Origin of the sequence: Anaerococcus sp. Marseille-Q7828, from assembly GCF_949769285.1 — a bacterium.
Classification (GTDB): Bacteria; Bacillota; Clostridia; order Tissierellales; family Peptoniphilaceae; genus Anaerococcus.
In genome coordinates this window covers 1,540,634-1,566,978 of record NZ_OX458331.1, presented here as the reverse complement: position 1 = coordinate 1,566,978, position 26,345 = coordinate 1,540,634, and the positions used below count along the sequence as shown (strand labels likewise).

31 protein-coding genes are annotated in these 26,345 nt (G+C 32.2%); 28 read left to right on the top strand and 3 right to left on the bottom strand.

All coding sequences use genetic code 11. The features are described from left to right. Nucleotides 1-9: 9 nt before the first annotated feature. The 25 genes from purE (at nt 10) to QNH69_RS07390 (ending at nt 19,659) form a co-directional block, all read left to right on the top strand. Entirely contained in the window at nt 10-486 is a 477-nt protein-coding gene (gene purE, locus QNH69_RS07510) for a 5-(carboxyamino)imidazole ribonucleotide mutase (RefSeq protein ID WP_282929874.1), read from the top strand. Beyond that, nucleotides 486-1,505: a phosphoribosylformylglycinamidine cyclo-ligase gene (gene purM, locus QNH69_RS07505; protein ID WP_282929873.1), complete on the top strand. Its 1,020-nt coding sequence runs from the start codon at nt 486-488 to the stop codon at nt 1,503-1,505. The genes purE and purM overlap by 1 nt, the downstream gene beginning before the upstream one ends. Nucleotides 1,506-1,515: 10 nt before the next feature. After that, a complete protein-coding gene (locus QNH69_RS07500; RefSeq protein WP_282929872.1) occupies nt 1,516-2,196 on the top strand; it encodes a phosphoribosylaminoimidazolesuccinocarboxamide synthase in 681 nt (226 codons plus the stop codon). A gap of 138 nt (nt 2,197-2,334) precedes the next feature. Further along, nucleotides 2,335-2,781, top strand: coding sequence for a GNAT family N-acetyltransferase (locus QNH69_RS07495; RefSeq protein WP_282929871.1), 447 nt, complete (start codon nt 2,335-2,337; stop codon nt 2,779-2,781). Nucleotides 2,782-2,800: 19 nt separating this feature from the next. Beyond that, nucleotides 2,801-3,328: a GNAT family N-acetyltransferase gene (locus QNH69_RS07490; RefSeq protein WP_282929870.1), complete on the top strand. Its 528-nt coding sequence runs from the start codon at nt 2,801-2,803 to the stop codon at nt 3,326-3,328. Nucleotides 3,329-3,375: 47 nt separating this feature from the next. Continuing rightward, nucleotides 3,376-4,134, top strand: coding sequence for an NERD domain-containing protein (locus QNH69_RS07485; RefSeq protein ID WP_282929869.1), 759 nt, complete (start codon nt 3,376-3,378; stop codon nt 4,132-4,134). A gap of 37 nt (nt 4,135-4,171) precedes the next feature. Then, nucleotides 4,172-4,594 carry a DUF523 domain-containing protein gene (locus tag QNH69_RS07480; protein ID WP_282929868.1) on the top strand — a complete coding sequence of 141 codons (423 nt, stop codon included), beginning with the start codon at nt 4,172-4,174 and terminating at the stop codon, nt 4,592-4,594. Nucleotides 4,595-4,625: 31 nt separating this feature from the next. Continuing rightward, nucleotides 4,626-5,399 carry a hypothetical protein gene (locus QNH69_RS07475; protein ID WP_282929867.1) on the top strand — a complete coding sequence of 258 codons (774 nt, stop codon included), beginning with the start codon at nt 4,626-4,628 and terminating at the stop codon, nt 5,397-5,399. Nucleotides 5,400-5,596: 197 nt separating this feature from the next. Then, nucleotides 5,597-6,895: a S41 family peptidase gene (locus QNH69_RS07470; RefSeq protein WP_282929866.1), complete on the top strand. Its 1,299-nt coding sequence runs from the start codon at nt 5,597-5,599 to the stop codon at nt 6,893-6,895. Nucleotides 6,896-7,165: 270 nt separating this feature from the next. After that, complete coding sequence (locus QNH69_RS07465) at nt 7,166-8,533, top strand: aminotransferase class V-fold PLP-dependent enzyme (RefSeq protein WP_282929865.1); 1,368 nt, start codon at nt 7,166-7,168, stop codon at nt 8,531-8,533. A gap of 156 nt (nt 8,534-8,689) precedes the next feature. After that, nucleotides 8,690-9,757: an enoyl-CoA hydratase/isomerase family protein gene (locus QNH69_RS07460; protein WP_282929864.1), complete on the top strand. Its 1,068-nt coding sequence runs from the start codon at nt 8,690-8,692 to the stop codon at nt 9,755-9,757. A 21-nt stretch (nt 9,758-9,778) separates the two neighbouring features. Next, nucleotides 9,779-11,002 (top strand): hypothetical protein, encoded by a 1,224-nt coding sequence (locus tag QNH69_RS07455; protein WP_282929863.1) that lies wholly within the window; start codon nt 9,779-9,781, stop codon nt 11,000-11,002. 10 nt (nt 11,003-11,012) lie between these two features. Next, a complete protein-coding gene (locus tag QNH69_RS07450; protein WP_282929862.1) occupies nt 11,013-11,450 on the top strand; it encodes an FAD-binding oxidoreductase in 438 nt (145 codons plus the stop codon). A gap of 99 nt (nt 11,451-11,549) precedes the next feature. Next, the gene (locus tag QNH69_RS07445) at nt 11,550-12,227 is read left to right on the top strand and encodes an FAD-dependent oxidoreductase (protein WP_282930195.1); all 678 of its coding nucleotides are present in this window, start codon (nt 11,550-11,552) and stop codon (nt 12,225-12,227) included. A 2-nt stretch (nt 12,228-12,229) separates the two neighbouring features. After that, complete coding sequence (locus QNH69_RS07440; RefSeq protein ID WP_282929861.1) at nt 12,230-12,643, top strand: GNAT family N-acetyltransferase; 414 nt, start codon at nt 12,230-12,232, stop codon at nt 12,641-12,643. A gap of 18 nt (nt 12,644-12,661) precedes the next feature. Beyond that, nucleotides 12,662-13,150: a thioesterase gene (locus tag QNH69_RS07435; RefSeq protein ID WP_282929860.1), complete on the top strand. Its 489-nt coding sequence runs from the start codon at nt 12,662-12,664 to the stop codon at nt 13,148-13,150. Between the two features lie 9 nt (nt 13,151-13,159). After that, complete coding sequence (locus QNH69_RS07430) at nt 13,160-13,663, top strand: YbaK/EbsC family protein (protein WP_282929859.1); 504 nt, start codon at nt 13,160-13,162, stop codon at nt 13,661-13,663. 200 nt (nt 13,664-13,863) lie between these two features. Beyond that, nucleotides 13,864-14,796, top strand: a complete 933-nt coding sequence (locus tag QNH69_RS07425) for a DUF422 domain-containing protein (protein WP_282929858.1) — start codon at nt 13,864-13,866, stop codon at nt 14,794-14,796. Beyond that, nucleotides 14,768-15,235, top strand: coding sequence for a GNAT family N-acetyltransferase (locus QNH69_RS07420; RefSeq protein WP_282929857.1), 468 nt, complete (start codon nt 14,768-14,770; stop codon nt 15,233-15,235). The genes QNH69_RS07425 and QNH69_RS07420 overlap by 29 nt, the downstream gene beginning before the upstream one ends. Before the next feature lie 23 nt (nt 15,236-15,258). Further along, the gene (locus tag QNH69_RS07415) at nt 15,259-15,792 is read left to right on the top strand and encodes a GNAT family N-acetyltransferase (protein ID WP_282929856.1); all 534 of its coding nucleotides are present in this window, start codon (nt 15,259-15,261) and stop codon (nt 15,790-15,792) included. After that, nucleotides 15,789-16,223 carry an aminoglycoside 6'-N-acetyltransferase gene (gene aac(6') / locus QNH69_RS07410; protein ID WP_282929855.1) on the top strand — a complete coding sequence of 145 codons (435 nt, stop codon included), beginning with the start codon at nt 15,789-15,791 and terminating at the stop codon, nt 16,221-16,223. The genes QNH69_RS07415 and aac(6') overlap by 4 nt, the downstream gene beginning before the upstream one ends. A 177-nt stretch (nt 16,224-16,400) precedes the next feature. Continuing rightward, nucleotides 16,401-16,982, top strand: coding sequence for a TetR/AcrR family transcriptional regulator (locus QNH69_RS07405; RefSeq protein ID WP_282929854.1), 582 nt, complete (start codon nt 16,401-16,403; stop codon nt 16,980-16,982). Then, complete coding sequence (locus QNH69_RS07400; RefSeq protein ID WP_282929853.1) at nt 16,969-18,042, top strand: DUF2871 family protein; 1,074 nt, start codon at nt 16,969-16,971, stop codon at nt 18,040-18,042. The genes QNH69_RS07405 and QNH69_RS07400 overlap by 14 nt, the downstream gene beginning before the upstream one ends. Before the next feature lie 118 nt (nt 18,043-18,160). After that, a complete protein-coding gene (locus tag QNH69_RS07395; protein WP_282929852.1) occupies nt 18,161-18,634 on the top strand; it encodes an AI-2E family transporter in 474 nt (157 codons plus the stop codon). A gap of 125 nt (nt 18,635-18,759) precedes the next feature. Further along, nucleotides 18,760-19,659 (top strand): DegV family protein, encoded by a 900-nt coding sequence (locus QNH69_RS07390; RefSeq protein WP_282929851.1) that lies wholly within the window; start codon nt 18,760-18,762, stop codon nt 19,657-19,659. Nucleotides 19,660-19,678: 19 nt separating this feature from the next. Here QNH69_RS07390 and QNH69_RS07385 read toward each other — a convergent pair whose 3' ends face one another. Together QNH69_RS07385 and QNH69_RS07380 are read right to left on the bottom strand one after the other, a co-directional pair. Then, complete coding sequence (locus QNH69_RS07385; protein WP_282929850.1) at nt 19,679-20,536, bottom strand: DUF6544 family protein; 858 nt, start codon at nt 20,534-20,536, stop codon at nt 19,679-19,681. Next, complete coding sequence (locus QNH69_RS07380) at nt 20,523-20,984, bottom strand: MarR family transcriptional regulator (RefSeq protein ID WP_282929849.1); 462 nt, start codon at nt 20,982-20,984, stop codon at nt 20,523-20,525. Before QNH69_RS07380 ends, QNH69_RS07385 begins: the two co-directional genes overlap by 14 nt. Before the next feature lie 122 nt (nt 20,985-21,106). On the opposite strand from QNH69_RS07380, the gene QNH69_RS07375 reads away from it, so the two are divergent. The 3 genes from QNH69_RS07375 to QNH69_RS07365 are packed head-to-tail and all read left to right on the top strand — an operon-like array spanning nt 21,107 to nt 23,649. Then, nucleotides 21,107-22,087, top strand: a complete 981-nt coding sequence (locus QNH69_RS07375) for an alpha/beta fold hydrolase (RefSeq protein WP_282929848.1) — start codon at nt 21,107-21,109, stop codon at nt 22,085-22,087. Next, entirely contained in the window at nt 22,071-23,315 is a 1,245-nt protein-coding gene (locus QNH69_RS07370) for a DUF1576 domain-containing protein (protein WP_282929847.1), read from the top strand. The genes QNH69_RS07375 and QNH69_RS07370 overlap by 17 nt, the downstream gene beginning before the upstream one ends. Then, nucleotides 23,308-23,649 (top strand): hypothetical protein, encoded by a 342-nt coding sequence (locus QNH69_RS07365; protein ID WP_282929846.1) that lies wholly within the window; start codon nt 23,308-23,310, stop codon nt 23,647-23,649. The genes QNH69_RS07370 and QNH69_RS07365 overlap by 8 nt, the downstream gene beginning before the upstream one ends. 64 nt (nt 23,650-23,713) lie before the next feature. On the opposite strand, the gene ppdK is transcribed toward QNH69_RS07365, so the two are convergent. Beyond that, nucleotides 23,714-26,341 (bottom strand): pyruvate, phosphate dikinase, encoded by a 2,628-nt coding sequence (ppdK, locus tag QNH69_RS07360; protein WP_282929845.1) that lies wholly within the window; start codon nt 26,339-26,341, stop codon nt 23,714-23,716. Between the last annotated feature and the right edge of the window lie 4 nt (nt 26,342-26,345).

Genomic DNA, 26,345 nt, shown 5'->3' with positions numbered 1-26,345 from the left:
GAGGAAAAAATGACAGATGTTAGAGTAATAATGGGATCAGCAAGCGATGTTGAAATTGCAAAGAAAGTTACTAAAATATTAAAGAAATTTGATATAGATTACAAAGTTTCAGTAATTTCTGCTCACCGTGCCCTAGATGTCCTAGAAAAAACAATGGCAGCCGATGATGCAAAAGTTTATATAGGCATAGCAGGAATGGCAGCTCACCTTGCTGGAGTTATGGCAGGAATGACAATAAAACCAGTAATCGGCCTACCAGTCGGAGGAACAAATACTGCAGGACTTGACGCACTTCTTTCCATGGTACAAATGCCAAAGGGAGTTCCTGTTGCAACAGTTGCTATAAATGGTGGAGATAATGCAGCCCTATTAGCAATTCAAATCTTGGCTCTATCTGATGAAGATCTTTCTCAAAGATTAAAAGATCACAAGAAAGAAATGCTAGACAAAGTTATAGAAGATGACAAAAATCTTGGGGAAATATAATGGCAAAACTCACATACAAGGATGCGGGAGTAGATAAGGAAAAGGGCTACGAAGAAGTAGAGCTTATCAAACAAATTGTGAAGAAAACTCATGGCAAAGAAGTTCTAACAGACATAGGTGGTTTTGCAGGTGCTTTTCTTCCTGATTTAACTGGTATGAAAAATCCAGTTTTATTAAGTGGCACAGATGGAGTTGGTACAAAAATCAAACTAGCAATGGAAATGGATAAGCATGACACAGTTGGAATAGACTGTGTAGCCATGTGTGTAAATGACATTATTTGCCAAGGGGCAAAGCCACTGTTTTTCTTAGATTATATAGCTACTGGCAAACTAAATCCAAAGAAAATGGCAGATTTAGTAAGTGGAGTTGCCCAAGGCTGTTTAGATTCAGGTGCAGCACTAATTGGTGGAGAAACAGCAGAAATGCCTGGCATATACAAGGAAGATGACTATGACCTTGCAGGCTTTGCAGTAGGAATTGTTGATAAAGAAAAAATAATAACTGGAGAAAACTTAGAAGAAGGCGATGTGGCCATAGGACTAAAATCTTCTGGTATTCATAGTAATGGATTTTCTCTAGTAAGAGCAGCATTAGAACAAGCTGGTATAAAATCATCTGATCAATTTGATGAAAATCAAAGTATTGGAGAAAAGTTACTTACACCAACAAAAATCTATGCAAAAGAGATTAAAGATCTTACTAAAAATGTAGAAGTTAAGGCTATTGCCAATATTACAGGCGGTGGCCTATATGAGAATGTACCAAGGGTACTAAAAGATGATTTGTCAGTTGAATTTGACCTTAGTGAATTTGAAATAGATCCAATATTTAAAAAAATCCAAGAATGGGGCGAGATAGATACTGAGGAAATGTACCATACATTCAATATGGGCATAGGTATGGTGGTATTTGTAAGCCCAGAATATGAGCAAAAAACCTTGGAATTATTGGGCGATGAAGCTAGAAAAATAGGTAAAGTTACAAAAGGAAATAAAGATATAAAAATTAATTTATAAGGAGCATGATATGGAAAAAGTATACACAGGAAAAACAAAAGATGTTTACAAATTAAATGATGAAGAATATTTATTAAAATTTAAAGATGATGTTACAGGCAACGACGGTGTATTTGATCCAGGTGCAAATACTGTTGGTCTAACCATGGAAGGTGCTGGCCACCAAGCAGTTGCGATGACAAAATTCTTCTATGAAAAGCTAAATGACAAGGGACTTACAACTCACTTTGTATCAGCTGATTTAGACAAAAATGAAGCAGTTGTCAAAAAAGCAGAAGTATTTGGTCAAGGTGTAGAAGTAATAGTTAGATACTATGCAGTAGGATCTTTTATTAGAAGATATGGTAAATATATAGAAAATGGAACAAAAATCGATCCATATGTAGAAATCACATTAAAAGATGATGACAGAAATGACCCACTAATCACAAAAGATGCCCTAGCATTACTAAATATTATGACAGAAGAAGAATACGAAGAACTCAAAGACTTAGCCTTAAATATTGGGGAAATAGTTAAAGAAGAATTAGCTAAAAAGGGACTAGACTTATACGATATCAAATTTGAATTTGGTAGGATAGAAGATGGTAAGGTTGCACTAATAGATGAAATATCTGGTGGAAATATGAGAGCCTACAAGGGAGACCAATACATCGAACCACTTGAACTTGAAAAAATTATGCTTGGTTAAGATTTTTATAAAACTCGTCTGATAATTATTAGGCGGGTTTTTTATTATTTATAATTTTATACTTAATCGCCAAATAAACAATATTTGATATAATAGTATTAACTTAATAGTTACTTTATATTCTAGAGAGGTGATATTATGGAATTTTATAGAAAACGTTTTAGCGGACTTGATACCAATGAATTGTACGGTATTTTGAAACTTAGGTTTGATGTATTTGTCCTAGAGCAGGAGTGCCTTTACCAAGAGATTGATAACCTTGATCAAGATGCTATACACGTTTACATAAAAGATGGAGATGAAATTGTAGCATATCTACGTGTTTTAGACAGGGGAGTTGAAAGTGAAGATGTTGCAATAGGCAGAGTCATAGCAAAGAAAAGACGCAAAGGCCTTGGAACTTTGGTCTTAAAGGAAGGGATAAAAGCAGCAAAAGAATTTTTTAATGCCGATGCTATTTACATAGAAGCCCAAAGCTATGCCAAAGAATTTTATGAAAATCTGGGTTTTGTACAAATTTCTGATGAATTTTTGCTCGATGATATTGCCCACATAAAGATGAGACTAGTAATCAAAGATAAATAAAAATATTTAAAGGAAAATTATGAAAATTGAAAATATTGAAACGCCTAGGTTATTAATCAGAGGATTTACCAAAGAGGATGCTCTCTGGGCATATAAAATTTGGAATGATCCAGAAATCGGAGAGTATCTTCCAGATGAGGTGAAATATGAGATAGACCAGGAATATCTTAAAGAACTAGAAAAATTGGGCGATGATGAGGAGTGTTGCTATCTGATACCAGTGTTTAGAGATACTTTGGAAAGGGTAGGTACTTGCAGTTTTATTAAAACTGATGATGATAAAGTCTATGATATAGCATATTGTGTGCACAAAGATTTATGGGGCAAGGGATATGCAACTGAAATTGCAAAAGGCTTGATAGGATACTCCAAAAGCAAAGGAGCCGAAAGAGTAACTATTTTTGTTAACGAAGATAATATAGCATCAAAACGCGTGGCAGAAAAGTGTGGTGGTAGAGTTGTTAGTGAGGATTACTTTACTAAGAAAGGTACTAACCAACAAAGAAAAAGCTTAAAATATGAGATAAATTTTATAACATTAGATTAAATATAAGGAATAGTACTAACAGATATGTAACTTATCAAGGAGATATTATGGCATTGAAATTATCAATTGCATTTTTTATAGGATGTATTTTATTAGTAACTGTCTTTCGATCCAAATTTAAGGGAGATATAGGGGAACTTGCTACAGCTCTTTTAATCAAAGATTTGGACAGGGATAAATATATCAAACTTCATGATATAAAGCTTAAGAACCCAAGCGATAATACAAAAACTACTCAAATAGATCATATTGTAATATCTTGTTATGGAATATTTTGCATTGAAACTAAGGGATATAAGGGCAAGATCTATGGTAAAGAATTCTCAAACCAGTGGACTCAAAACCTATCTGGTAAAAAATATTATTTTATGAATCCAATTTTCCAAAACTATGCCCATATTAAAGCACTGGAAGCAATATTAAAACCATATTATCCAGACATGGTATATCATTCTATAATTGCCTTTTCTGGAGAAGCTAACTTAGATTCAATTGAGGTTAATAATGCAAAAGTCTGTAAAATAGCATATGTAAGTAATGTTATTAAATCCTTATCCACCGAAGAAGTAATATCTTTTGATGAAGTGAAAAATATTGAAAAAATAATAGAGAAAAATAAATCATATCAAAGTGATTTCTCTCATACTAGAGATATAAAGAAGATAAAAAAAGCTAATGAAGAAAAAATCAAACAAAACATTTGCCCAAGATGCGGTGGTCAACTAGTTGAAAGAAAGGGCAAATACGGAGAATTTATCGGTTGCTCAAACTATCCAAAATGTAGATTTGTTGTTAACAAAAAGTAGTTTATAATTAGAGCATAATATAATTGAAAGGAAACCTATGAAAATAGCAGTCAGTGCTTGCCTATTAGGTGAAAATTGCAAATACAACGGAGGCAATAACTATAGTAAAAAATTAGTAGAATTCCTAAAAGGCAAGGAAGTTATAAGCATATGCCCAGAAGTATTAGGAGGCCTACCCATACCTAGAAAGCCGGCAGAGATTGTCGATGGAGAAGTCAAATTGGAAAATGGATCATCAGTAGACTATGAATTCAAAAAAGGTGCTCAAATAGCCTTGGATAAAGTTATTGACAATCAAGTGGATTTAGTAATCCTCCAATCAAGAAGTCCATCTTGCGGAGTAAATAATATATATGATGGTTCATTTTCGGGTAAATTAATAGATGGAAAAGGAGTATTTGCAAAACTTCTTGTAGACAATGGTATAGATGTAATTGATGTTGAAGATTTGTACGACTGATTTAAAGGCATATGAAAATAAAGGATTAATTATGGAAAATATTACAAAAAATTATATAGATGATTATTTAAGTAACAATACAGACCTAAAATTAGAAATTATATCTCTTTCATACAAATATAATCTTTCGGATTTTATATTAATAACCCCAGAACTTAATGAAAACTTCATCTATAATAATAAAAGTGTTAATAAACTTAGTGGTGTACTTCTTCAACCTAGGATTGGTCATTTTAGAATAGATGTTAAATCATTCGAGGAAAGATTAACGCGAGAATATATTTCTTTTATATTGCATATAATAAATAATAGAGAAGTAGTTGATAAAGTTTATTATATAGTAGCTTATCATGTACTTTGCTTAGGGAAACATTATGGATATATATTAACTGAAGCCAATAATTGTCCCTTTCCTGCAGATCCTATTGGTGGAGCGTATCCACTAGCAAAGAAACGATTAAATCAATGGAATACTGATGAACTCTATATTTTTAAAGATTTTGCTTCTTTCTTTTATGAAGAAGATGCCTTATTTTTTAATAGTATATATAATGATTTTGGTGAGCATTTTCATTCAACAAGACATTTTTCGTTAATTAAGGATTTGATAGATATTGAAATATTTATCAATAAAAGAACTTATTTAAAATTATCGGAGTTATTGTTAGATAATTTTACTTTTAATTACAAGGTAATATTTACTTCTAGAGAAATCAGCATATACACAACAAAAGAAGAATTTGATAAAATACATAATGAATTAATTTCTAATAATGATTGGATTAAAAAATCAAAAGATTTATAATTTTATATAAGAAGGCGAAGAACTTAGGAAAATAATCACAGATTTATTTCAACAAAGAATGGAAAAGCACAATATTAAATAAATTCATTTAGCAAGCATTTTAATGAAAAAATTATTAATTGCTTGCTTTTATTATATCTGCAATTTTATTATAATTAGTATATAAAAATCATCTGATAATATACCTAGGAGCCTCTATGAAGAAAAGAAAATTACTTATAATTATCCCTATTTTAATAGTAATAATAGCATTTGTAAACAATATTAATCAAAATAAAGCTAATGACATAAATACAATAAACTTAAAAGAAATTGACAGTAGTGAATTTAACCTAACTACTGAAGATTATTTGTATGATTTTAACTATGCTTATGACACATTAGAAAAATATTATCCTTTTTTTGAAATTAATAAAATGGCATATGGTATAGATTGGCTTGATAATAAAAAAGATTATGAAGATTACATAAAAGAATCTAAAAGTGACTCAGATTTTTATAATAGAATGAATGACGTTTTAAGAGATCTAAATAATTGGCATACAGGATTAATTGATGAGTCATTTGCCATGACCTTATACATAAGCTATTATCACACAGCTAACGCTGATTGGCGTCACGATTTTTCTAAGATATATGAGAAAGAAAATGTTAGAAAAAGATACAACATCAATAATCAAAGCATAAAAAAATACATAAAAGAAAACATAGATAATCCTAGTGAGGATTCATCAGATATTGATAATCTAACAACCGATATAATAATAAAAGATCAGCTTGCCTATATGAAAGTAAATTCTATGCTCGAAGATTTGTATAGAAAAAATGATGAAATAACTTTAACAAAATTTTTACAAGAAATCAAAAATTATCCTAATTTAATTATAGACATTAGGGGAAATGGGGGAGGAGATTCTAGATACTGGCAAGAATTTCTACTACCCCAAATAATTAATCAAAACTACCAAACAATAAACTATAGTTTTATAAAATCGGGTGAGATTAATAGCAAAGCCATAAAACAAGAAGGCTACAGGCCAGATACAGACTCTTTTGTAAAAAACTGTGATTTTGATGAAAAAACAAAAGATATATTGAAGGACTTTGATTACTATCTATCCTATGAAGACTATGTAGACGCCGATGAGAATACAATTGGTTTTAAAGGAAATATTTATCTATTGGTAGATGAGGGAGTGTATTCATCAGCTGAAATGCTCGCATCGTTTTGCAAAGAAACAAAACTAGCAAAACTAGTCGGCACAAGGACTGGGGGAGATGGTATAGGCTTTGATCCTTTGCAAGTTGACCTGCCAAGAACTGGATATGTATTAAGATTTTCAGATGGTCTAGGTCTAACAGAATCTGGATCAATAAATGAACTAGACAAAACAAAACCAGATATAGAAGTTAAAGAAGACTTTACAACAACTACAAAACCATTAAAAGAGCAAGAAATCATAAAGGCTGTTATTAAGGATGCGGGGATTGTATAATTTTACTTATTATATTCAGTAGCTCTACTTTCAGTGTCATTTTGATATGGATACCATGATTAAAAATAGTTTTAGATTTACAATTGTTTTCTAAAACTATTTTTTATTATGAATTATTTTTGTACATTATCCTCTTAAAAATAATAGAATATTTTATTCATATTACTTTAGTGATTCATACCGTGTGCTTGCGTAGTTTTGAATTTTTATGTATTTTACTAGTAAGGGGTTTGTTTTAAAAACCATTAATCTTAATATTTGAGGTGAATTATGGATAATAAATTTTGGAATTATGAAGAAGAATCTGTGGAATTGGCTTTGAATTGGGCTAAGGAGAGGACGGTTTCTGGTTCGGATCCTAAAACCACCGCTCTTTCAGCCAAAGAGTTGAGGCATACAGTTGGCGATACTATCACAGAGGATGGTATTGGTCCAAAGGAAGCTTTAAATATTTTTGAAAGTCTAAATAAGGCCACACGCTCAGCAGATGATCCTATGAATTTTGCTTATATTCCATGTGCTCCTACTAGGGCAGCAGTTGCCTTTGATGAGGTTGTTTCTGCAGCTAATGTATTTGGTGGTATATGGGAAAATGGAGCTGGTGCTATTTATGCAGAAAATCAAGTGGTAGATTGGCTTAAAGAAAATCTTGGCTGGCCAGAGGAAGCTATTGGAACTTTTGTATCCGGAGGAACTTATGGCAATCTTTCTGCTCTAGCTTGTGCTAGAGATAATGCAAAAAATAAATGGGAAGCTGAAAATATCTATCCAAAGGGAAGACCTAGTGAAGGCTACAAACTAATCATATCAAAGGACACACATTCATCAGTTAGAACTATTGCAAAAGTCTTGGATGTAGATGTTTTAATAGCAGATACAGATGATAAAGCCAGGATGACTGGTGAATCTGTTAAGAAATTGATAGAAGCTAATGATGGGGTATTCGCAGTTGTTGCAACTTGTGGTACTACAAACACAGGAACAATTGATGATATTGATTCTATCAGCAAGGTTTGCAAAGAATATGGCATATGGCTACATATAGATGGTGCCTATGGTGGGGCTGGAATATTAGCTCCAAGTGTGAGGGACTTATATAAAGGTATAGAAAATGCAGATTCTTTTATCGTAGATCCACATAAATGGCTGTTTGCTCCATACGATTGCTGTTGTTTGATTTATAGAGATCCTAAGAGAGTTTACAATACTTTCTCACAACATGCAGAATACCTTGAAGGAGTTGATCATAGCCAAAGCAATCCATCTGATATGGCTATTCATTTATCTAGAAGAACAAGAGGACTCCCACTTTGGTATTCATTGGCAACCTATGGTAGCAAAAAATATTCTGAAGCTATTGAAAAATGCATTGCCAACGCAAAGAAATGTGCACAAGCCATTAAAGATAGTGACCACTTAGAATTGGTAATGGAACCAACTTTATCAATAGTAGTCTTTAAAAGAACGGGCTGGGAACTTAACGATTACGCAAAATGGTCAAATGATTTGGCCCTAGAAGGAAAGATTTTGTGTATTCCATCAAGTATAGATGGGGAAGTAATCTTAAGATTAGCATTTTTAAACCCAAACACTGACATAGATAAAGCAATAAATATAGTATTAGAAACAACAAAATAGATAGTAACTGAGCTTCACTTAAATACATGAGTGGAGCTTTTAATTTTGTAAAATCCCTTATAATCAATATAAATAGACGATAAAGGGTAGATATAATTTATAAAGATAAATTTTGTTAATACAGAATGAATTTCTAAATTGTATTGAGGATGGAGAATGATTAAAGAAAAAATAAAAGAAAATATTGGAATAATTTACTTAGATAGACCGGGTCAACTAAATGCCTTAGATGATAATGCTATTAATAGTATTAGAGATATACTACAAAATTATGAGGAAGATGATAGGGTCAAGGCAGTACTTTTTGATAGCCTTATAGAAAAAGGTTTTTCTGCTGGAGGCGATCTTAAATCCATGTATTATGATTACCTTGTTAATGAAAATTGTAAGGAAAAAGATGGCCTTTTGAAAAACGAGTTCGATCTTGACAAATATGTAGCGTCCTACAAGAAACCTATTATTAGCCATTGGTTTGGGATAACCATGGGTGGTGGCATTGGCCTTACTATCAATTCAGATTTTATAATAGTTGAAGAAAATATAAATTGGGCCATGCCTGAGACAAGTCTAGGCTTTGCTCCAGATGTAGGTGTAGGCAAATTTATATCAAGCCTACCCCAAGCACTTGGCCAATATGTTGGCTTATGTGGGGCAAGTCTAGAAGCTTCTGATTTAATCAGATATGGTTTTGCAGATATTTATATAAAATCAAGCGACTATGAGGATGTGATTGATAAGCTCTTTTTACTTTCCAAAGATTATGACGGCAAGGACCTTATAGATCAATTTAGCAAAAGCATAGAAAGTTTTGGCCAAGAATTAGAAGAAAGCAAGATAGATAAAAATATGGAAAAAATTGACAAGTATTTTTCCCACCCAAGCATTGAAGAAATCTTTGCTAACCTTAAGAAAAATGAAATTAATGATGATTTCGCAAAAAATACACTTGCTATTTTAAAAGAAAGAGATCCTTTTAGCTTGGCAGTTCAATTTGAAAAATACTTTGCAGATAAGAACCTAACTTATGAAGAAGTAATAGAAAGAGACCTTAGAATCATCCAAAATTCAATGCAAGAAAAGATAGTAAATGAGGGAATTAGAGCAAAGATTATAGAAAAAGATAATAATCCTAATTGGCCACACAAATCTATTGAAGAAGTCTCTATGGATGATGTAAAAAATTTACTTGACCTAGAAAATACTTATAAAGAAAATATTGATTAGATTGAAGTTAAAGGAACAATTATGGACCAACTTTACGAACTAGCCTATGAATACAGAAAAACTAAGCTATGGAAGAAGATATCTGAAGACCAAATTTTTGCTATAAGACTTAATGATGGACAAATTGGTTTTATTAATATCATGGGAGCAGGCAATGAATTTAATGCTATAAACCTAACAATTGGTGAGGATAATTTATTAAATTTTAAAAAAGTTATCGAAAGTAATATGGATTATTCTAATTATGATTATTTTGTTTCAACACTACTTTTGGAGAATCATCAACTGATATTCGGTAATAAGGATGATTTAGATCCTGGTGAAGTAAAAGAAGTTAGGAAGTTTAAAAAAGACCATGGCATAAAAATATCAGGCTCATTGACATTTCCATATTTTAGAAAATCAGAAAAATTTTCACCACTAAAACAATTTGATAATGAAAAAGATTATAGTTATATAAAGCAAGCCATTAGTGCAAGTATTGATTTGTCAAATATATTAGGCGATTCAAATGCAGAAGATGTAGATATTTATAGCATTTACGATGAGCCTAGCATTATGGTTCTTGAAAATGATGGCGAAAGTTACAAAATTAAGGATAGCGTGGATGTTGATTGGAATAAGGAGATTAGCTACCCTATAGCAAATATAATCAATATAGAAACCTTAAAAAATATTAAAAAAGCTAAAAAATCTGGGCAAATGGAATGTCAGTTAGTAGTGCTGCCAGAACCTGTAGAAGATAGTGATTTTGTGCCTCATTATCCTCAAACTTTATTGGCTGTAGATAAAAGAAGTGGTGAAGCAATTAGTACAGATCCTGTGGAAGACTATACTAAGAATCCAAATGAAATTGTAAATAGTTTTTTTGAAATGTTATTAAATCTAGATTTAATCCCAGAAGTAATCAATGTACCAGATCAAAGAACCTTTAATCTACTTAAAGAAATTTGTGCTAGTAGTAATATTAAAATATTTGTCAAAGATAATTTAATAGATTTAGATGAAGTAAAAAATGAATTGTTTGACTATCTAGATTCACAGTTGCCAGATGAGACTAATGATTCTGATGTAATTAGTGATGATGAGATGTTGCAAATGCTAGATATGATGGAATATATGGCAAATGAAGGAATTGCGCCTCCACAAGAATTAATCGATTTATTAGTAGATGGGGTTAAAACGGGTATTTTTGATGATAATTTGAGTAAGCAGATTATGCAAACGTTAAATAAAATATTATAAAAGAGGATTTATGAAATTACACAAAGGAAATTTATTTTGGCCCTCAAATACAGAGGATATTTCCTTAGAGATTCACAACAATTTTGAGCCTAATAAGGATGTACTTGTAGTAGGTTCAGGTATGTCTGGTGCCTTGTCAGCTTATGAACTTTCTAAAGCTGGATATAAGGTGACAATGATAGAAGAAAATAGAATTGCAAGTGGATCTTCATCTGCAAATACGGGCCTAATACAATATATGTCTGACCAAGAGGTTAAAAAATTTGCAGAGCAAATTGGAAAAGATGCTGCAATTAGATTTTACAATCAGTCAAAAGAGGCAGTAGATCATTTAATTAAAATTAACGATGAATTGGTAGATATTGACCAAGAAAATTTCATCCAAGAAAACAGTATGATTTTGGCTACGGAGATGAAAAAAACTTCTGATGTCAAAGAAGAAACATAGATGCAAAAAGAAATTGGTTATGATGTTAAATATTTAAACTATGACCAGCTCGCTGATTACAATTTGAAAGCATATGGTGGCCTATTATGTTGACCAGATATTAAACTAAATCCATATGCTTTTGTACTTCGTTTACTAAAAACTGCTGTTGATAATTATAATTTAGAAATTGTAGAGGGTGTGAAATTTATAAAATGTGAGAAGATAAATGACGAAAACATTGTTAGCCTTGAAATAGGTGGGCAGAATATAAATAAATCTTACAAAAAGATTGTAATTGCAACAGGTTACAATCCGCCTGATCAATTTAAGAAAAATCTTAAGAATGTTGAAATTTATAAAACCTACGTATCAGTTACTAACAAAGTAGAAGATAAAGGCTACGAAGATTTATTAGTTTGGGAAGTAAAGGATGCCTATACCTACTTTAAGAAAACTTTTGACAATAGACTTATGATAGGTGGATTTGATGAAAAAGCTGATACGATAAAAGATAAGGATGTGGGAAAGAGAGATAAAGACCTAGAAAAAGGTGCTAATTCTATGCTTGTAGAAAAATACAATATAGAAACTAACTACTCCTACACAGCTCTTTTTGGAATAAGCAAGGACAACTTACCTTACATGGGCATAGATCCAGAAAACGAGGATATCTTTGTAATATGTGGGGTAGGCGGAAATGGTACTGTGTACTCGAAAATAGGAGCTACCATGGCAACAAAGTGGATAAAGGGTGAGTCACTTGATGAATATGAGACATATAGGCTTGGAAGATGAAAATGGATGAAATAAATTATCAAACATTTGATACTGAACTGATAAATCAAGTGTTAAGTATTTATGAAAAAAACGGATGGACAGCATATCTTGATGATCTTGAAAAACTAAAAAGATCATTTGAAAATTCATTATATGTACTTGGTGCATTTGATAATGGATTACTTGTCGGATTTATCAGATGTGTAGGTGATGGTGAACATATAGTCTTTATCCAGGATTTAATTGTAGATCCTGATTATTATAGGCAAGGAATAGGGAAAAAACTATACAGCCTAGTCTCTAATTATTTCAAAGATGTAAGAACGTTTTTGCTAATAACTGATGCTGATGATACTAGGTCAAATTCTTTTTACAAAGCTATGGGAATGACCGATAATAATAAAACTTGTCCATTAAAAACATATATAAGATAAAATCAGGAGAGAGAAAATATGAAACAAGAAAAACAAAACAAAGTAGCGATCCAAGAAACATACGGTGAACGTTTCCAACATTGTTGGGGTTGTGGACCACAAAATGAAGCTGGTATACATTTAAAATCTTATCCAAGCGAAGATGGGAAAAGTGTGATTTGTAAGGTGATTCCAGATGAGAAATTTACAGGAGGAGTACCTCAAAACCTCTTTGGTGGTATGATTGCAATGATATTTGATTGCCACGGAACAGCTTCAGCAGCATATTTTAATCACAAAAACAAGGGATTAGAACTTAGTGAAGAAACTGTAATAGGAAGATATATAACCGCAAGACTAGAAGTAGACTTCAAAAAACCAGTACCAATGAATGAAGAAATAACTGTAATATCAACATTAGAAGAACTTACTGACAGAAAAGCTATAGTAAATATGACTATGGAAGCTTGTGGAGAAAAAAGAGCAGAATCAAGAATTATTGCTGTTGGTGTGAAGGATAATATTTAGGAGGTAAAAATGAACAAAGAAGAAGTATTTAAATTTTTGGATTCGAAGGGAATCGAATATGTGAGATTAGACCATGAACCGGTTTATTCAATGGATGACTTAGTAGGCATGGAAATGCCAGTAACTGATGCTAATGCCAAAAATGTATTTGTTTATGCCAAAAAGAATGATAAATATTATTTAATAACTGTTCATGGGGACAAAAAAGCCAATCTGAAAAAATTTAAAAAAGATTACGGCATAAAATCTCTAAACTTTGCTGATGATGAACAATTAGCTGAAGTTCTAGATGTAGTTCAAGGATCAGTAAGCCCATTAAGCATATTAAACGACAAAGATCACAAAGTAGAATTTTATTTAGACAAATATTTTGACAAGGAAGACCAATTAATAGCCTGCCACCCAAACGAAAATACAGCTACAATTTGGCTTAAAGTGACAGATTTGATGGATTTGATAAGAGAAAATGGCAATGAGGCAAGTTTCTTTTCTAATGTGAGCCTTGAATTTTAATTTATAGAAGGTCTCGGAGATTATTTTTATAAAATCTGCTAATTAATAATATTTGATTATTTTCTGTGTAATACTGATTCCCCAAAAAACTAAGTTTAATAATTGAATATAATCTCTAAGCTCCAAATCATTGCTATCACAGTTAAAAGAAAATGTATAGTCGTACGTTTGGAGCTTATTTTAAAATAAAGAGGACTAATATGAACTGGATAAATGCTTTTGAAATCTTATGCTACATTATTGTTGGTATTCTGGTTTTTGATATATTAAAGATGAAAAATTATAGGGAACTAGGTCTTTTGATTTCTGGTACCATTGCTGGTTTTTCTCTTGAACTTCTTGCTGTTAAATTTACTGATATCTACCACTATAGCCAGGATTTTTATATTAGTATTGGTTTTAAACCCTATCAATTTCCTTTTTTTGGCGGTCTTATGTGGGGTGGCATTAGTGTTTGTGCCCTAAGAATTGCTAGGAAGTTTAATTTTGATAATCTAAGGACAGCCCTAGTCGGTGGCTTTTTGGTAGTAACCATGGATTTGCTCTTAGATGTTGTTGCAATAAGGCTTAATGGTGGATTTTGGGTATGGGATGGCAGACCAATTACTCTTGATATCAACCACCATATGTTTATGAGTGTAATTTGGATGAATTTCTTGGGCTATATGTTTGAAGTACCTGCCATATTATATATGACCCTAAAAAATTGGGAAAAGGATAAAAATAAAGTCAATTTATTTAAATCCATCTTGATAGGCTTTGCTGGAGTATTATTTGTAGGTATTTGTAGTGGAATTTCCTTGTTTTTAAATAAAATTAGTGATGAATGGTTTGCATTTTTAGCATTTACTATACTTTGGATTTATATTTTAATTGCCATTATAAAAAAATTAGTAATTAATAGGAATTATTTGACTTTAACTGGTAAAAAAGATTGGACTATTATAGTATTTTTCGGATCACTTTACATATATTGCATATTAGGTCTTGTAAGCTTAGATATTGTAAGATTAAAGCCTATTTATGGAGCTTTTGCAATATTGCTAAGTTTATTTAGCCTATTTTTATCACTTGTTGAAATAGAAAATAATAGGGGAAATATTAATGAAAATAAAAATAAAAGAAATAACTGATAAAAATGAAAAAGAGACCATAGCTCGTGAAATCTTGTATGATCTGCCAGAGTGGTTTGGTTTGCCAGAATCAACTGAAGAATATATTAGAGATTCAAAAGATAAGGATTTTTTTGCTGGATATGTAGATGAGAAAGTTGCCGGTTTTATAGTTTTAAATCCTACAAGTTCTGATACAGCTGAGATTTTTGTAATGGGAGTGAAAAAAGAATTTCATAGGCTTGGCCTTGGTACAAATCTTGTTAAATCTTATGAAAAATTGGCAATTGAAAGAGGATATTCATATTCTCAAGTCAAAACTGTAAAATCAGGTCGTTATGTCGAATATGACATTACTAATAACTTTTATAAGTCTTTGGGATATGTGGAACTTGAATGCTTTCCGGATATGTGGGATGAGTGGAACCCGTGCCAGATTTATATTAAATTTATAAAATAGTTAATAGTGATGGGAGAGATTTTATGACAAAATATATTATAAGAGAAGCAAGAAAAGAAGATGCAGAGAAAGTTCTTGAATATACTAAGATAGTTGGAGGTCAAACAAACAATCTTACTTTTGGAAGTGAGGGACTAGGACTAACAATTGATGAAGAAAAAAATATTTTAGAACGTGTATCTAATAGTGATAAATCAATATTTTTACTTGCATGTCTTAATGATGAAATTATAGGACTTGGAAATATTTCTGCAAAGACAAGAAATAGAATGAATCATAAGGCAGTCTTGGGTATATCTATTAAAAAAGAATTTTGGGGACAGGGCATTGCACAAGAATTAATGGCTAAATTGATTGAATTTTCCAATGAATCTGGTCTTGAAATAATAGAATTAACAGTTAGAAGTGATAATGAAAGAGCAATTAATCTGTATAAAAAATTTGGTTTTAAAAAGACAGGGACTATTCCTGCAGATATGAAGATTGATGGTAAGTATTTTGACACTGACTATATGGTTTTAGATTTAAGAGAAAGAAAAAAGTATGAGAAAAGATGATTAGAGAAGCTAGGAAAGAAGAAGCATTAGTCCCGGCCCAAATGGCAAGAAAAATTTGGGGCAATGATTCAGTTGAAGAATTTAAAAAAGAATTTGAAGAATTTGCTGAGAATCAAAACATGGTAAGTTTTATTATCTATGAAGATAGTAATCCTATTGGCTTTGCAAATCTTAGCATACGTTATGACTATGTGGAAGGCTGCGAAACAACACCTGTTGCCTATCTTGAGGGAATATATGTTGATGAAAAGTATAGAAACAGGGGTTATGGCAGAGATTTGGTAAAAGCTTGTGAAAACTGGGCCAAAGATAGAGATATTAAAGAATTTGCTAGTGACTGCGAACTAACAAATTTAAGTAGTTTTGCCTTTCACAAAGCCATAGGATTTGAAGAAGCTAACAGAATTATTTGCTTTAAGAAGGATTTGTAAAAATAGAAAAGAAATAAATTATTGTAGATAAAAAAGTGTAGGTTTAAATTTGTTACTATATTTTGGATTTATCCAATAGCTAATAATAAATCATAAGCCTATATTTTTTTCTTGACAAATGACAAGGTGTCACATATAATACGAATATGACACGGTGTCATAAAGGAGGACTAAGGATTGCCAAAGGAAACTTTTTATAATTTAGATGAAGAAAAGAGAAAAAAGATTACGGAAGTTTTGATATCAGAATTTTCACAAAAACCATTTTCAGATGTGAATGTTAAAACAATTGTAGAAAGATTGGGGATTGCCAGAGGGAGCTTTTATCAGTATTTTGAAGATCTGGAAGATTCTTATTTTTATATCTTGGATAAAAAAACCCACGACATACATAAGCTTTTTTTGACAAGTTTAGAAAAAAATGACGGTGATGTAATTTCTTCTTTAAATGATTATGGATATGATATTGCTGATATCATTTTTAAGGAAGATTCGTACATGCTTTACAAAAATAGATTTCTCTATTGGGATGAAAGCTTAAACAAATCGTGGAATAATTGCCACCAAGATTACAAAGATCTTTTTAAAAACATAGAGAAAATGGGTGTGGATGAAGAAAAAATAATTTTTGTGAGGGCAATAGTCCATAATCTAATTCAGAGAAATTTTAGAGAAGAATGGGATAGGGCAACTTTTTTAGAAAAATATAAGATCCATATGGGATGGGTCAAGGAAGGAATTTTTAATGCAAATATTTGAAAGTTTATTTGATATAGCTTATTTAGGCTTGGTAATGGCCTTGGGTATAAGGCTGGTTTTGGAAGATAAAAAAGAAGCAAAATTGTTTGGAATCATGGCTATTATTTTGGGAGCTGGTGATAGTTTTCATTTAATACCACGAGTTATATCCCACCTAAGCTCAGGAGGATTTGAGGCTTATGTGGCTAGTCTTTCTTGGGGTAAATTTGTCACAAGTATTACAATGACCATATTTTATATTTTGTATTACTATTTTTATAGAAAACAAAGTGGTGATAATGACAATAGAAAGAAAATTATTATATATGCACTAGCTGCTATTAGGATAATTCTTGTTCTTATGCCACAAAATAATTGGGGCAGACCAGATGAATCCTATACTTGGGGCATTTATAGAAATATACCATTTGCTATAATGGGACTATTGCTCATAATTTGGTCTTATAAAGAAAAAGAAAAGCCAGGACTTAAAAATATGTGGTGGCTAATTTTACTTAGCTTCGCATTTTACATTCCTGTTGTTCTATTTGCGGATACTATACCAGTAATTGGTGCTCTAATGATGCCAAAGACTCTTGCTTACTTATTTATAGTAATCTCTGGATTTAAATATTTTATAGGAGAATTTACTATCAATTCCCTATTAGGAATTTCAGTTACCTATGCTATTATGGGAATATTTACAGGTGCTTTTGCCAGAGAATTCTCTAGATTCTACGGAGTATATGGCCACAACCAATTAAACCTAGTTCATACACATAATTTAGCTATGGGATTTTTGGCTATTATGGTCCTTTACCTATTAATGAAAAAATATGATAAGCAGAAAATCCAAGAAATCAAAAAGCCATTTCATATCTATGTTGGATCACATATATTTTCCTTTGTATGCATGTTTGTTATTGGACTATACCAGGTTATAGGAAGCGTAGATAAAGGTGTTATTAATCTTTCTGCCTTACAAGGAATCACAGGTATTGGACATATAGGTCTTACAATTGCTATGGTTTGGATGCTCTACAAAATCTATAAGTTTGAAAAAGTTGCGAATATGAATTAAATCTTTACCAATTGGTTGAATAATCAATTGGTATTTTTTATGTAGATATTGGGTATTATAAGTTTAAGAAATGAATAAGATTTAAACAGAAAGTTACAGAGGAATACAGGAAGAATTGATGGAATTATTTAAAGAATTTTTGAGAAAAACTGGCATAGGTCTAAAAGAATATATAAAATCAGAGCTTATAACATCAGCTATATGTTTTGCCCTGCTATTATTTGGTCTATACATTGGAAAGGTTCCATATTTCGGCCTTATTGCCTTAGTTATAGCAATAGTTGATATGCTACCAGTCCTAGGATCAGGGATAATTCTCATACCATGGTCAATAATAGCATTTGCTCAGACTAATCATAAGCTAGCTTTTATTTTAATAATTATATTTATTTTAACTTTTGTAATTGAACAAGTAGTTCAACCATTAATCTTTGGAAAGAGTGTGGGTTTAAAACCTATATATACATTACTTATCACAATTATATCCATGATTGTATTTTCGCCTGCCATGGGAGCAATAATTGGATCTATAATATCAATTATAATAGCTGTGATAATAGATATAAAAAATACCTACAATAAAAAAGCCTAATTATGTTTTGATATTAAATGTACGATTTCTTACTATAATTAAAATCTTTATTTTTAATCGTTATATTGTATATTATATATGAATACTTATCTATTAGACTGACTCAAATAATTAAGGGGGAAATAATGACGGATTATGTTTTAAGTTCTGAATCAACCATAGATTTAGATCCTAGCTTTGTTGATGAACTTGATATTAGTATTATTAATGCAAATTATGAATTAAATGGCCAAGTATACTTAGATGATTTTGGCCAAAGTTTAGATATGAAAGTTTTTTATGATAATATGAGAAATGGTGCAAGCCCTAGCACATCTAGGATAAATACCAATACTTATGTAGAATATTTTAAACCGATACTTAAAAATGGCAAAGATATTATTCACTTATGCCTTTCATCAGGAATGTCTAGCCAATTTGATTCTTTAGTTCAAGCATTTGAATTGTTAAAAGAAGAGTTTCCAGAAAGAAAGATGTATGCTGTTGATTCTGTTATGGCATCAGCTGGTTTTGGTATGCTTACTTCAAAACTTGCTCAGCTGAAAAAAGAAGGCATGGATATAGAAAGCCTATATAAATGGGCTGAAGATAATAAAAGGCATGTAATAAATTACACTTCAAATGAAAACTTAGAATATGTTGCTAGAGGAGGCAGGATATCAAAAACTGCTGCTACTCTTGGTGGCTTGCTTCATATAAGTCCTCTAATCGAAGTAGATGACACAGGTCATATGATAGTGACAAGCAAGATTAGAACAAGGAAGAAATTATTAAAAACAATTGTAGATAAGATGGCAGCAAATGCCAATGATGGTCTAGATTACAATGATCAAATTTATATATCTCATGCTGATAATATAGAGATAGTAGATGAATTAATTGAATTAATTAAAGATAAATTTAAAAAACTAGATCAAGAAATCAAAGTTTCAAATATTGGACCAACCATAGGCAGCCACATTGGCCCAGGTACCCTGGCAGTATTTTATTGGGGCAAGGAGAGAATGGTTGGATATAAAGAATAAGTCTTACGTGACTTATTTTTTATTTGTAGATTAATTTGTCTAAATGCCCATCAAAATATAGGAAATCTTCTTTTGGATAATGCCAAATTATTTGAACGTGACTTGCCATATTGATACCATCTTTGTATTTCTTATAAGATAAAATATTTGCACTCCAAGGGATATAATCTATGCTACCATCATCTTTTACTGCTGGCCTATCTTCAGTATAAAATCTAGTGATTTCATAATCTTCATTAAAAGAAAAAATACCACTGACACTTGTACCATTATCATCAATACTTGCTCTGATATTGTAAGGATCCATTTCTTCAAAACTAATCTTGTCATTATAAATGATGCTTGATGGAATAAATAAGCATTCAGATAGGTAAGTACAAAGTGCTCCTTTGTCCATTTCTTTGCCTTTTTCATGGAACAAAGTGACCATCTTAGCAATCATACCTTTCATACCACCTTGACCATTTATATAATAATCGTAACCCTCAAAAGGAATGCCAAATATTGAACTTTTGATCATGGCTATGCGGTTTGCTTTATTAGCAAAATTATATTGGATATAGTTGATTTTAATCCTCTTTTCAGGACTTTGGGCAAAATCAATATTTGAATATTCAATATAAGCATAGTCCATTTTCTCTTTTCCAAGAAACCCATTATTAGCTATATATTTTTGAATAGGTAGAGGAAAATTTTCAAAGTCTTCGCTATTGAAATATTCTTTTTTACCGGCTGATCTTTCAATTAGTAGCTTATAATCATTCTCAAAATTATTTCTAATAGGGGAATATGATATATTAAAATAAATGATTAGTATACCTACAATAGTTAGTAATATGCCAAAGATAATCATAAATGTATTTTTACTTCCCTTCATTAATCTCTTCTCCGTATGCTTCTACATTTTCTATAGTTAGGAAAAATTTATCAAAATATTTAGCCATATTAATTAGTTCTTCATTGGAAAATTCATCAAACAATAATTCTAGGCTTTTACTATGTCTACTTGCCATAGATTTTGAATATTGATCAAACTTATCTGTTGTTATGATATTCAAGGAATTATTATCTCCTTTTAAAAATTCTATGTATCCCTTTTCTTGAAGAGGTCTTGCTAATTTTTTTACATTTTGTCTGGAACATCCCATGATTTTTCCAATATCGCTTAAGTTTTGCTTGCTATCTGTCTTACTTATCAAGGCAAGCATCAGCCATTGCTTCATAGTTATATCTTTTTGGATCTTCTCACATGCAGTTTGTAGCCTGTTTGCCAAAATAAATATACTTGCGAAAATATATTGTTTATTATCGATATTTTCTTGCATAATGCCTCCTATAGTAGTAACTAGTTACTATAATAGTATAAAAAATAATATCCGTTGTCAATAGGAAAATATTTTTATATAATAAAGGAAAAGTATAGTATATAAAATATGTGAGGTGAATTATGAAAAAGACCCTAAAGAAAGTATTGCTTGCTATTCTTGCTATTTTTATTATTGCTGTGACAGGATTTACAGCCTTTGTTGGTAGGCAAGTTTTCCAAGGCTATAGCAATGCAGCGTCACGTGAGGAGACAGTAGAAAATATTTCCTATAGCAAAAAATCCTATGATGAACTTGTCGATAAGTACAAGCTTTATAAGATAGACATTCCAAAGGATAATTCTGATATAAAAGTACCAGCTTTTTTAGTTCAAAAAGAAGGCAACCACAATATTGCAGTTCTAGTTCACGGCATGGGTGGGACAAAAGAATCTATGGCAGATTTAGTTGAAGGATTCTTGGACATTGGTTATGATGTTCTTGCCTATGATCAAAGGAATTCTGGTGAAAATATGGTAGATTATAACACATTTGGAGTTTTAGAATCTTATGATACACTTGCTGTTTTGTCCTATATAGTTCCTAAATACAAGGAAAAATACCAAGATGCCAAGTCAATCTTGTGGGGAGAATCATATGGGGGACTTACAAGCATCATTGCTGCAGGTCGTGAAGACTATTATATAGATTATTTGATTTTGGATTCTAGTATATCTGATGGAAGAATCCTACTTGAAGAAGTGATGGAAGACGCTACAAAGGGTCAAGATATACCTATGTCATATTTGATGGCGGCAGGGGATTGGTATTCTAGATTTGCTGTTGGGATAAAGTTTAGTGATTTTGATGGCTTAAAATGGATTAAAAATGTAAGAAAGCCAGTTCTTATTACAAATTCAAATGTCGATACCTTGACACCACCATATATGGCTGAGGATTTATACAAGGCCATAAGCCATGATAAAAAGGAACTTCACCTGATAGATGGCTTTAACCATGCGTCTTTTCCAAAAAATGCCAATGATGAATATATGAAAATAGTAGAAGATTTTTTAGAAAAATATCAAGCAGATAGTGAGGATATAGATGAGTCGACTGAGTGATTTTAGATATAGAGATTTTTATATAGCAAGTTTAATATTTGTTATTTTTGGTCTGTCATTAGATTCTATAACAAATATATACCAAGGGTTATTAAATATTTTGACTTCTCCATCTGTTTTGGTTTCTGATTATATGGAGATAGGAGGAATGGGTGCAGCTTTTGTAAATGCTGGTTTGATGTTACTATTTTCAGTTTTTGTTGCTGATAAAAGTGGGGCAAGGCTTACAGGTGCACTCATATCTGGCCTATTTACAGTCTTGGGCTTCTCCTTTTTTGGCAAGAATATTTTAAATACAATCCCACTTATGCTTGGAGTCTACTTGTATTGTAAGTTTAAAAAGTTAGAAGTATCAAATTATATGCATGTTATGTGCTTTGTAACTGGTATTAGCCCAGTTGTATCTTTGTTTTACTTTGGCTTAAATTTTAACATAATCACAGGCCTTATCCTGGGCACTCTTGTCGGTATATTGGTAGGTTTTATAATAATTCCTGTTTCGGCAAGCATGATCAGTTTCCATGACGGATATTCCCTATACAATGTTGGCTTTAGCCTTGGCGTTATAGGAATAATCATTGCTGGTAACTTGAGGATGTTTGATAGGCTCATCCCAGAAGTTAATATAATATATACAGGTAGTGACTTATATCCTATGGTATTTATGCTAATCATATGTCTAATATTTGTATGTTATGGTTTGATTAATAATAAGGGTCTTAGGGGCTACGGGAAATTGCTCAAACAAAGTGGTAGACTAGTAAGCGATTTTACTATTTTGTTTAATAAATATTTGGTTATTTTTAATGTTGGAATAACTGGTATTATCTGCATATTATTTGTCAAATTTTGTGGGGGAGTTACTAATGGACCAATATTAGGAGGTATTCTCACTGTAATGGGCTTTAGTGTTTTTGGAAAACATCCCAAAAATATACTTCCTATAATGCTAGGTGTTCTCATAGCGAGTATTTTTAATAAGTATGATCCTTCTGGAACACCAGCCATATTAACAGCTCTGTTTTCAACTACTATAGCACCTATTGCTGGGGAGTTTGGTATAATAGCCGGTCTTTTTGCAGGATTCTCACATAAGGCTGTTGCTACAAATGTCGGTTTCATTCACGGTGGTATAAACTTATATAATAATGGACTTGCAGGAGGATTTGTTGCTGCAGTTTTGGTACCATTATTTAGAAATTTAATTGAGAGGTATAAGGATGAATAAAGAAAGAGAAAACGCACGTAGAATAGTAGATCTTATAATGGAATACTATACTTACCATGAATACTCTCATATAAATGTTGATATTTCAATAGATGAAGAAAGGACAAAGATTGTAGTAGAAGGTCAAGTAAATCCTAGGGGTGTCGATACCAAGGATTTAGAAAGCGTATTTATGAATCCTAGGGTAAGTGAGTACGACCACTATTACGAGGGATTGATGAATACTGCAGATATGGAGGAGTTTAATACTATCGGATACTTGATGGATGAAGCTTATATAAACTTAGATGGAAGTACTCTATTAGTAAAACTTTATAGAAAACACTTAAAATAATAGTCATAAAAAATGAAGTGAACCTAAATTATTGGTTCACTTCATAAAATTTACTGGCTATTTTTTATTTGTTTTCTTTTTCTATAGCAGCTTGTGCAGCAGCAAGTTTTGCTATTGGAACTCTAAATGGAGAGCATGAAGCATAGTCAAGTCCAACATTGTATAGGTATTTTACAGTGTTTGGTTCACCACCGTGCTCACCACAAATACCTAGGTGTAGGTCTTTGTTTGTGCTTAGTCCTTTTTCAACTGCAGTTTCTACTAAGAAACCAACGCCTTTTTGATCTAGTACTTGGAATGGATCTTTTTCATAGATTTCTTTTTCTAGATATAGTGGTAAGAATTTACCAGCGTCATCTCTTGATAGACCAAAGGTCATTTGTGTCAAGTCGTTTGTACCGAAGCTGAAGAAGTCAGTGATTTGAGCTATTTCGTCAGCTGTTATTGCAGCTCTAGGGATTTCAATCATTGTACCTACTAGGTAGTCGATTTTTGTGCCTTTTTCTTCAAATACTTTTTCGATTTCATCGTTTACTTCGTCTATAACATATTTTAATTCATGAACATCATTTGAAAGTGGAATCATTATTTCTGGTATAACTTTGATTCCGTCTTCATGGCAGTGGATAGCAGCTTGGATTATAGCACGAGCTTGCATTCTAGATATTTCTGGATATCTTACGCCAAGTCTTAGGCCTCTGAAGCCTAGCATTGGGTTAACTTCTTGTAGTTCAGCTATTCTTTCACGTACACGGTTTGGTTCAATACCCAAGTCATGAGCTAGATCTTTGATTTCAGCTTCTCCTCTTGGTAAGAATTCGTGTAGTGGTGGATCTAGAAGTCTTACTGTAACTGGTCTTTCACCCATTAGTGAGTAGATTTGATAGAAGTCATCTTCTTGCATTGGAAGGATTTTATCAAGTGCTGCTTCTCTAGTTTCAAGATCTGCTGCAAGAATCATTTTTCTTACTTGGAAGATTCTGTCTTCTTTGAAGAACATGTGTTCTGTACGGCATAGACCAATACCTTCTGCACCAAATTCTAGAGCTTGTTTTACATCTCTTGGTGTATCAGCATTTGTTCTAATCTTCATATCTCTATATTCGTCAACCCATCCCATAAATGTTTCGAAGTTACCTTCTAGTTGTGGGGATTGAGTTTCAAGATTTCCAATATAAACCTTACCTGTTGACCCATCTATAGAGATTGTATCTTCTTTAGTATAGATATTTTCGCCAATTCTCATGGTTCCTTCGTCTTCGTCAACGTGGATATCGCTTGCTCCAGATACACAGCATTTACCCATACCACGAGCTACTACTGCAGCGTGGCTTGTCATACCACCACGAGCTGTTAGGATACCTTGTGCAGATACCATACCTTCAAGGTCTTCTGGTGATGTTTCTTCACGAACAAGTATTACTGCTTCGCCTTCAGAAGCTCTTTTTGCAGCGTCTTTTGCTGTAAAGGAAATTTTACCAACTGCAGCTCCTGGAGATGCAGCAAGTCCTGTTGCTGCTGCTTCGTTTGTATCTTTAGCTTTATTTGTAAATGTAGGGTGGAGTAGACCGTCAAGATCTTTTGGGTTTACTCTTAATACTGCTTCTTTTTTGTCTAATAGACCTTCGTTTACTAGATCAACCGCTACTTGAACTGCAGCTTGAGCTGTTCTCTTACCGTTTCTAGTTTGAAGTAGGAATAATTTACCTTCTTGGATGGTAAATTCCATATCTTGCATATCTTGGTAGTGGTCTTCAAGTTTTTTAGCTGTTGCAGCAAATTGTTCATAAACTTCTGGCATTGCCTTTTCTAGGGTGTGGATTTCTTGTGGTGTTCTTACACCAGCAACAACGTCTTCACCTTGAGCATTGATTAGGTATTCACCAAATAGTTGGTTTTCACCTGTAGCTGGGTTTCTTGAGAATGCTACACCTGTACCAGATGTATCGCCCATGTTACCATAAACCATGGTTTGAACGTTAACTGCTGTACCCATTGCATCATCAATGTCATTTAATTTTCTATAAAGAATAGCACGTTCGTTACCCCAAGATCTAAATACAGCTGATATTGCAAGGTCTAGTTGTTCTCTTGGTTCTTGTGGGAAAGCTTCGCCTTTTAATTCTTTATATTTTTCCTTGTATTCTTCAACTAATTCTTTAAGGTCGTTGCTATCAAGCTCTGTATCAAGTTCTACGCCTTTTGCTTTTTTCTTAGCTGTAAGAAGTTTTTCGAAGTTATTTTTGTCAAGTTCCATTGCAACGTCAGCAAACATTTGGATAAAACGTCTGTATGAGTCGTATGCAAATCTTTCGTTGTCAGTTTTTTTAGCAAGACCAATAACAGCTTGGTCATTTAAACCTAAGTTAAGGATAGTATCCATCATACCTGGCATGGAAATTGGTGCACCAGATCTTACTGAAACTAGTAATGGATCTTCAGTTGAACCAAATGTTTTTTCGTTAGCTGCTTCTAAGTCTTTGATGTGGTTTGTTACTTCTTCGTTTAAGCTTTCCCATAAAGCTTTGTCTTCTTGGTAAAATCTTGTACAAGCTTCTGTTGTGATGGTAAATCCGTATGGAACAGGTATTCCTAAATTGGTCATTTCAGCCAAGTTAGCACCCTTACCACCAAGTAAGGCTCTCATCTCCTTGTTGCCTTCGTTAAAATTATAAACAAATTTATCAGCCATATTA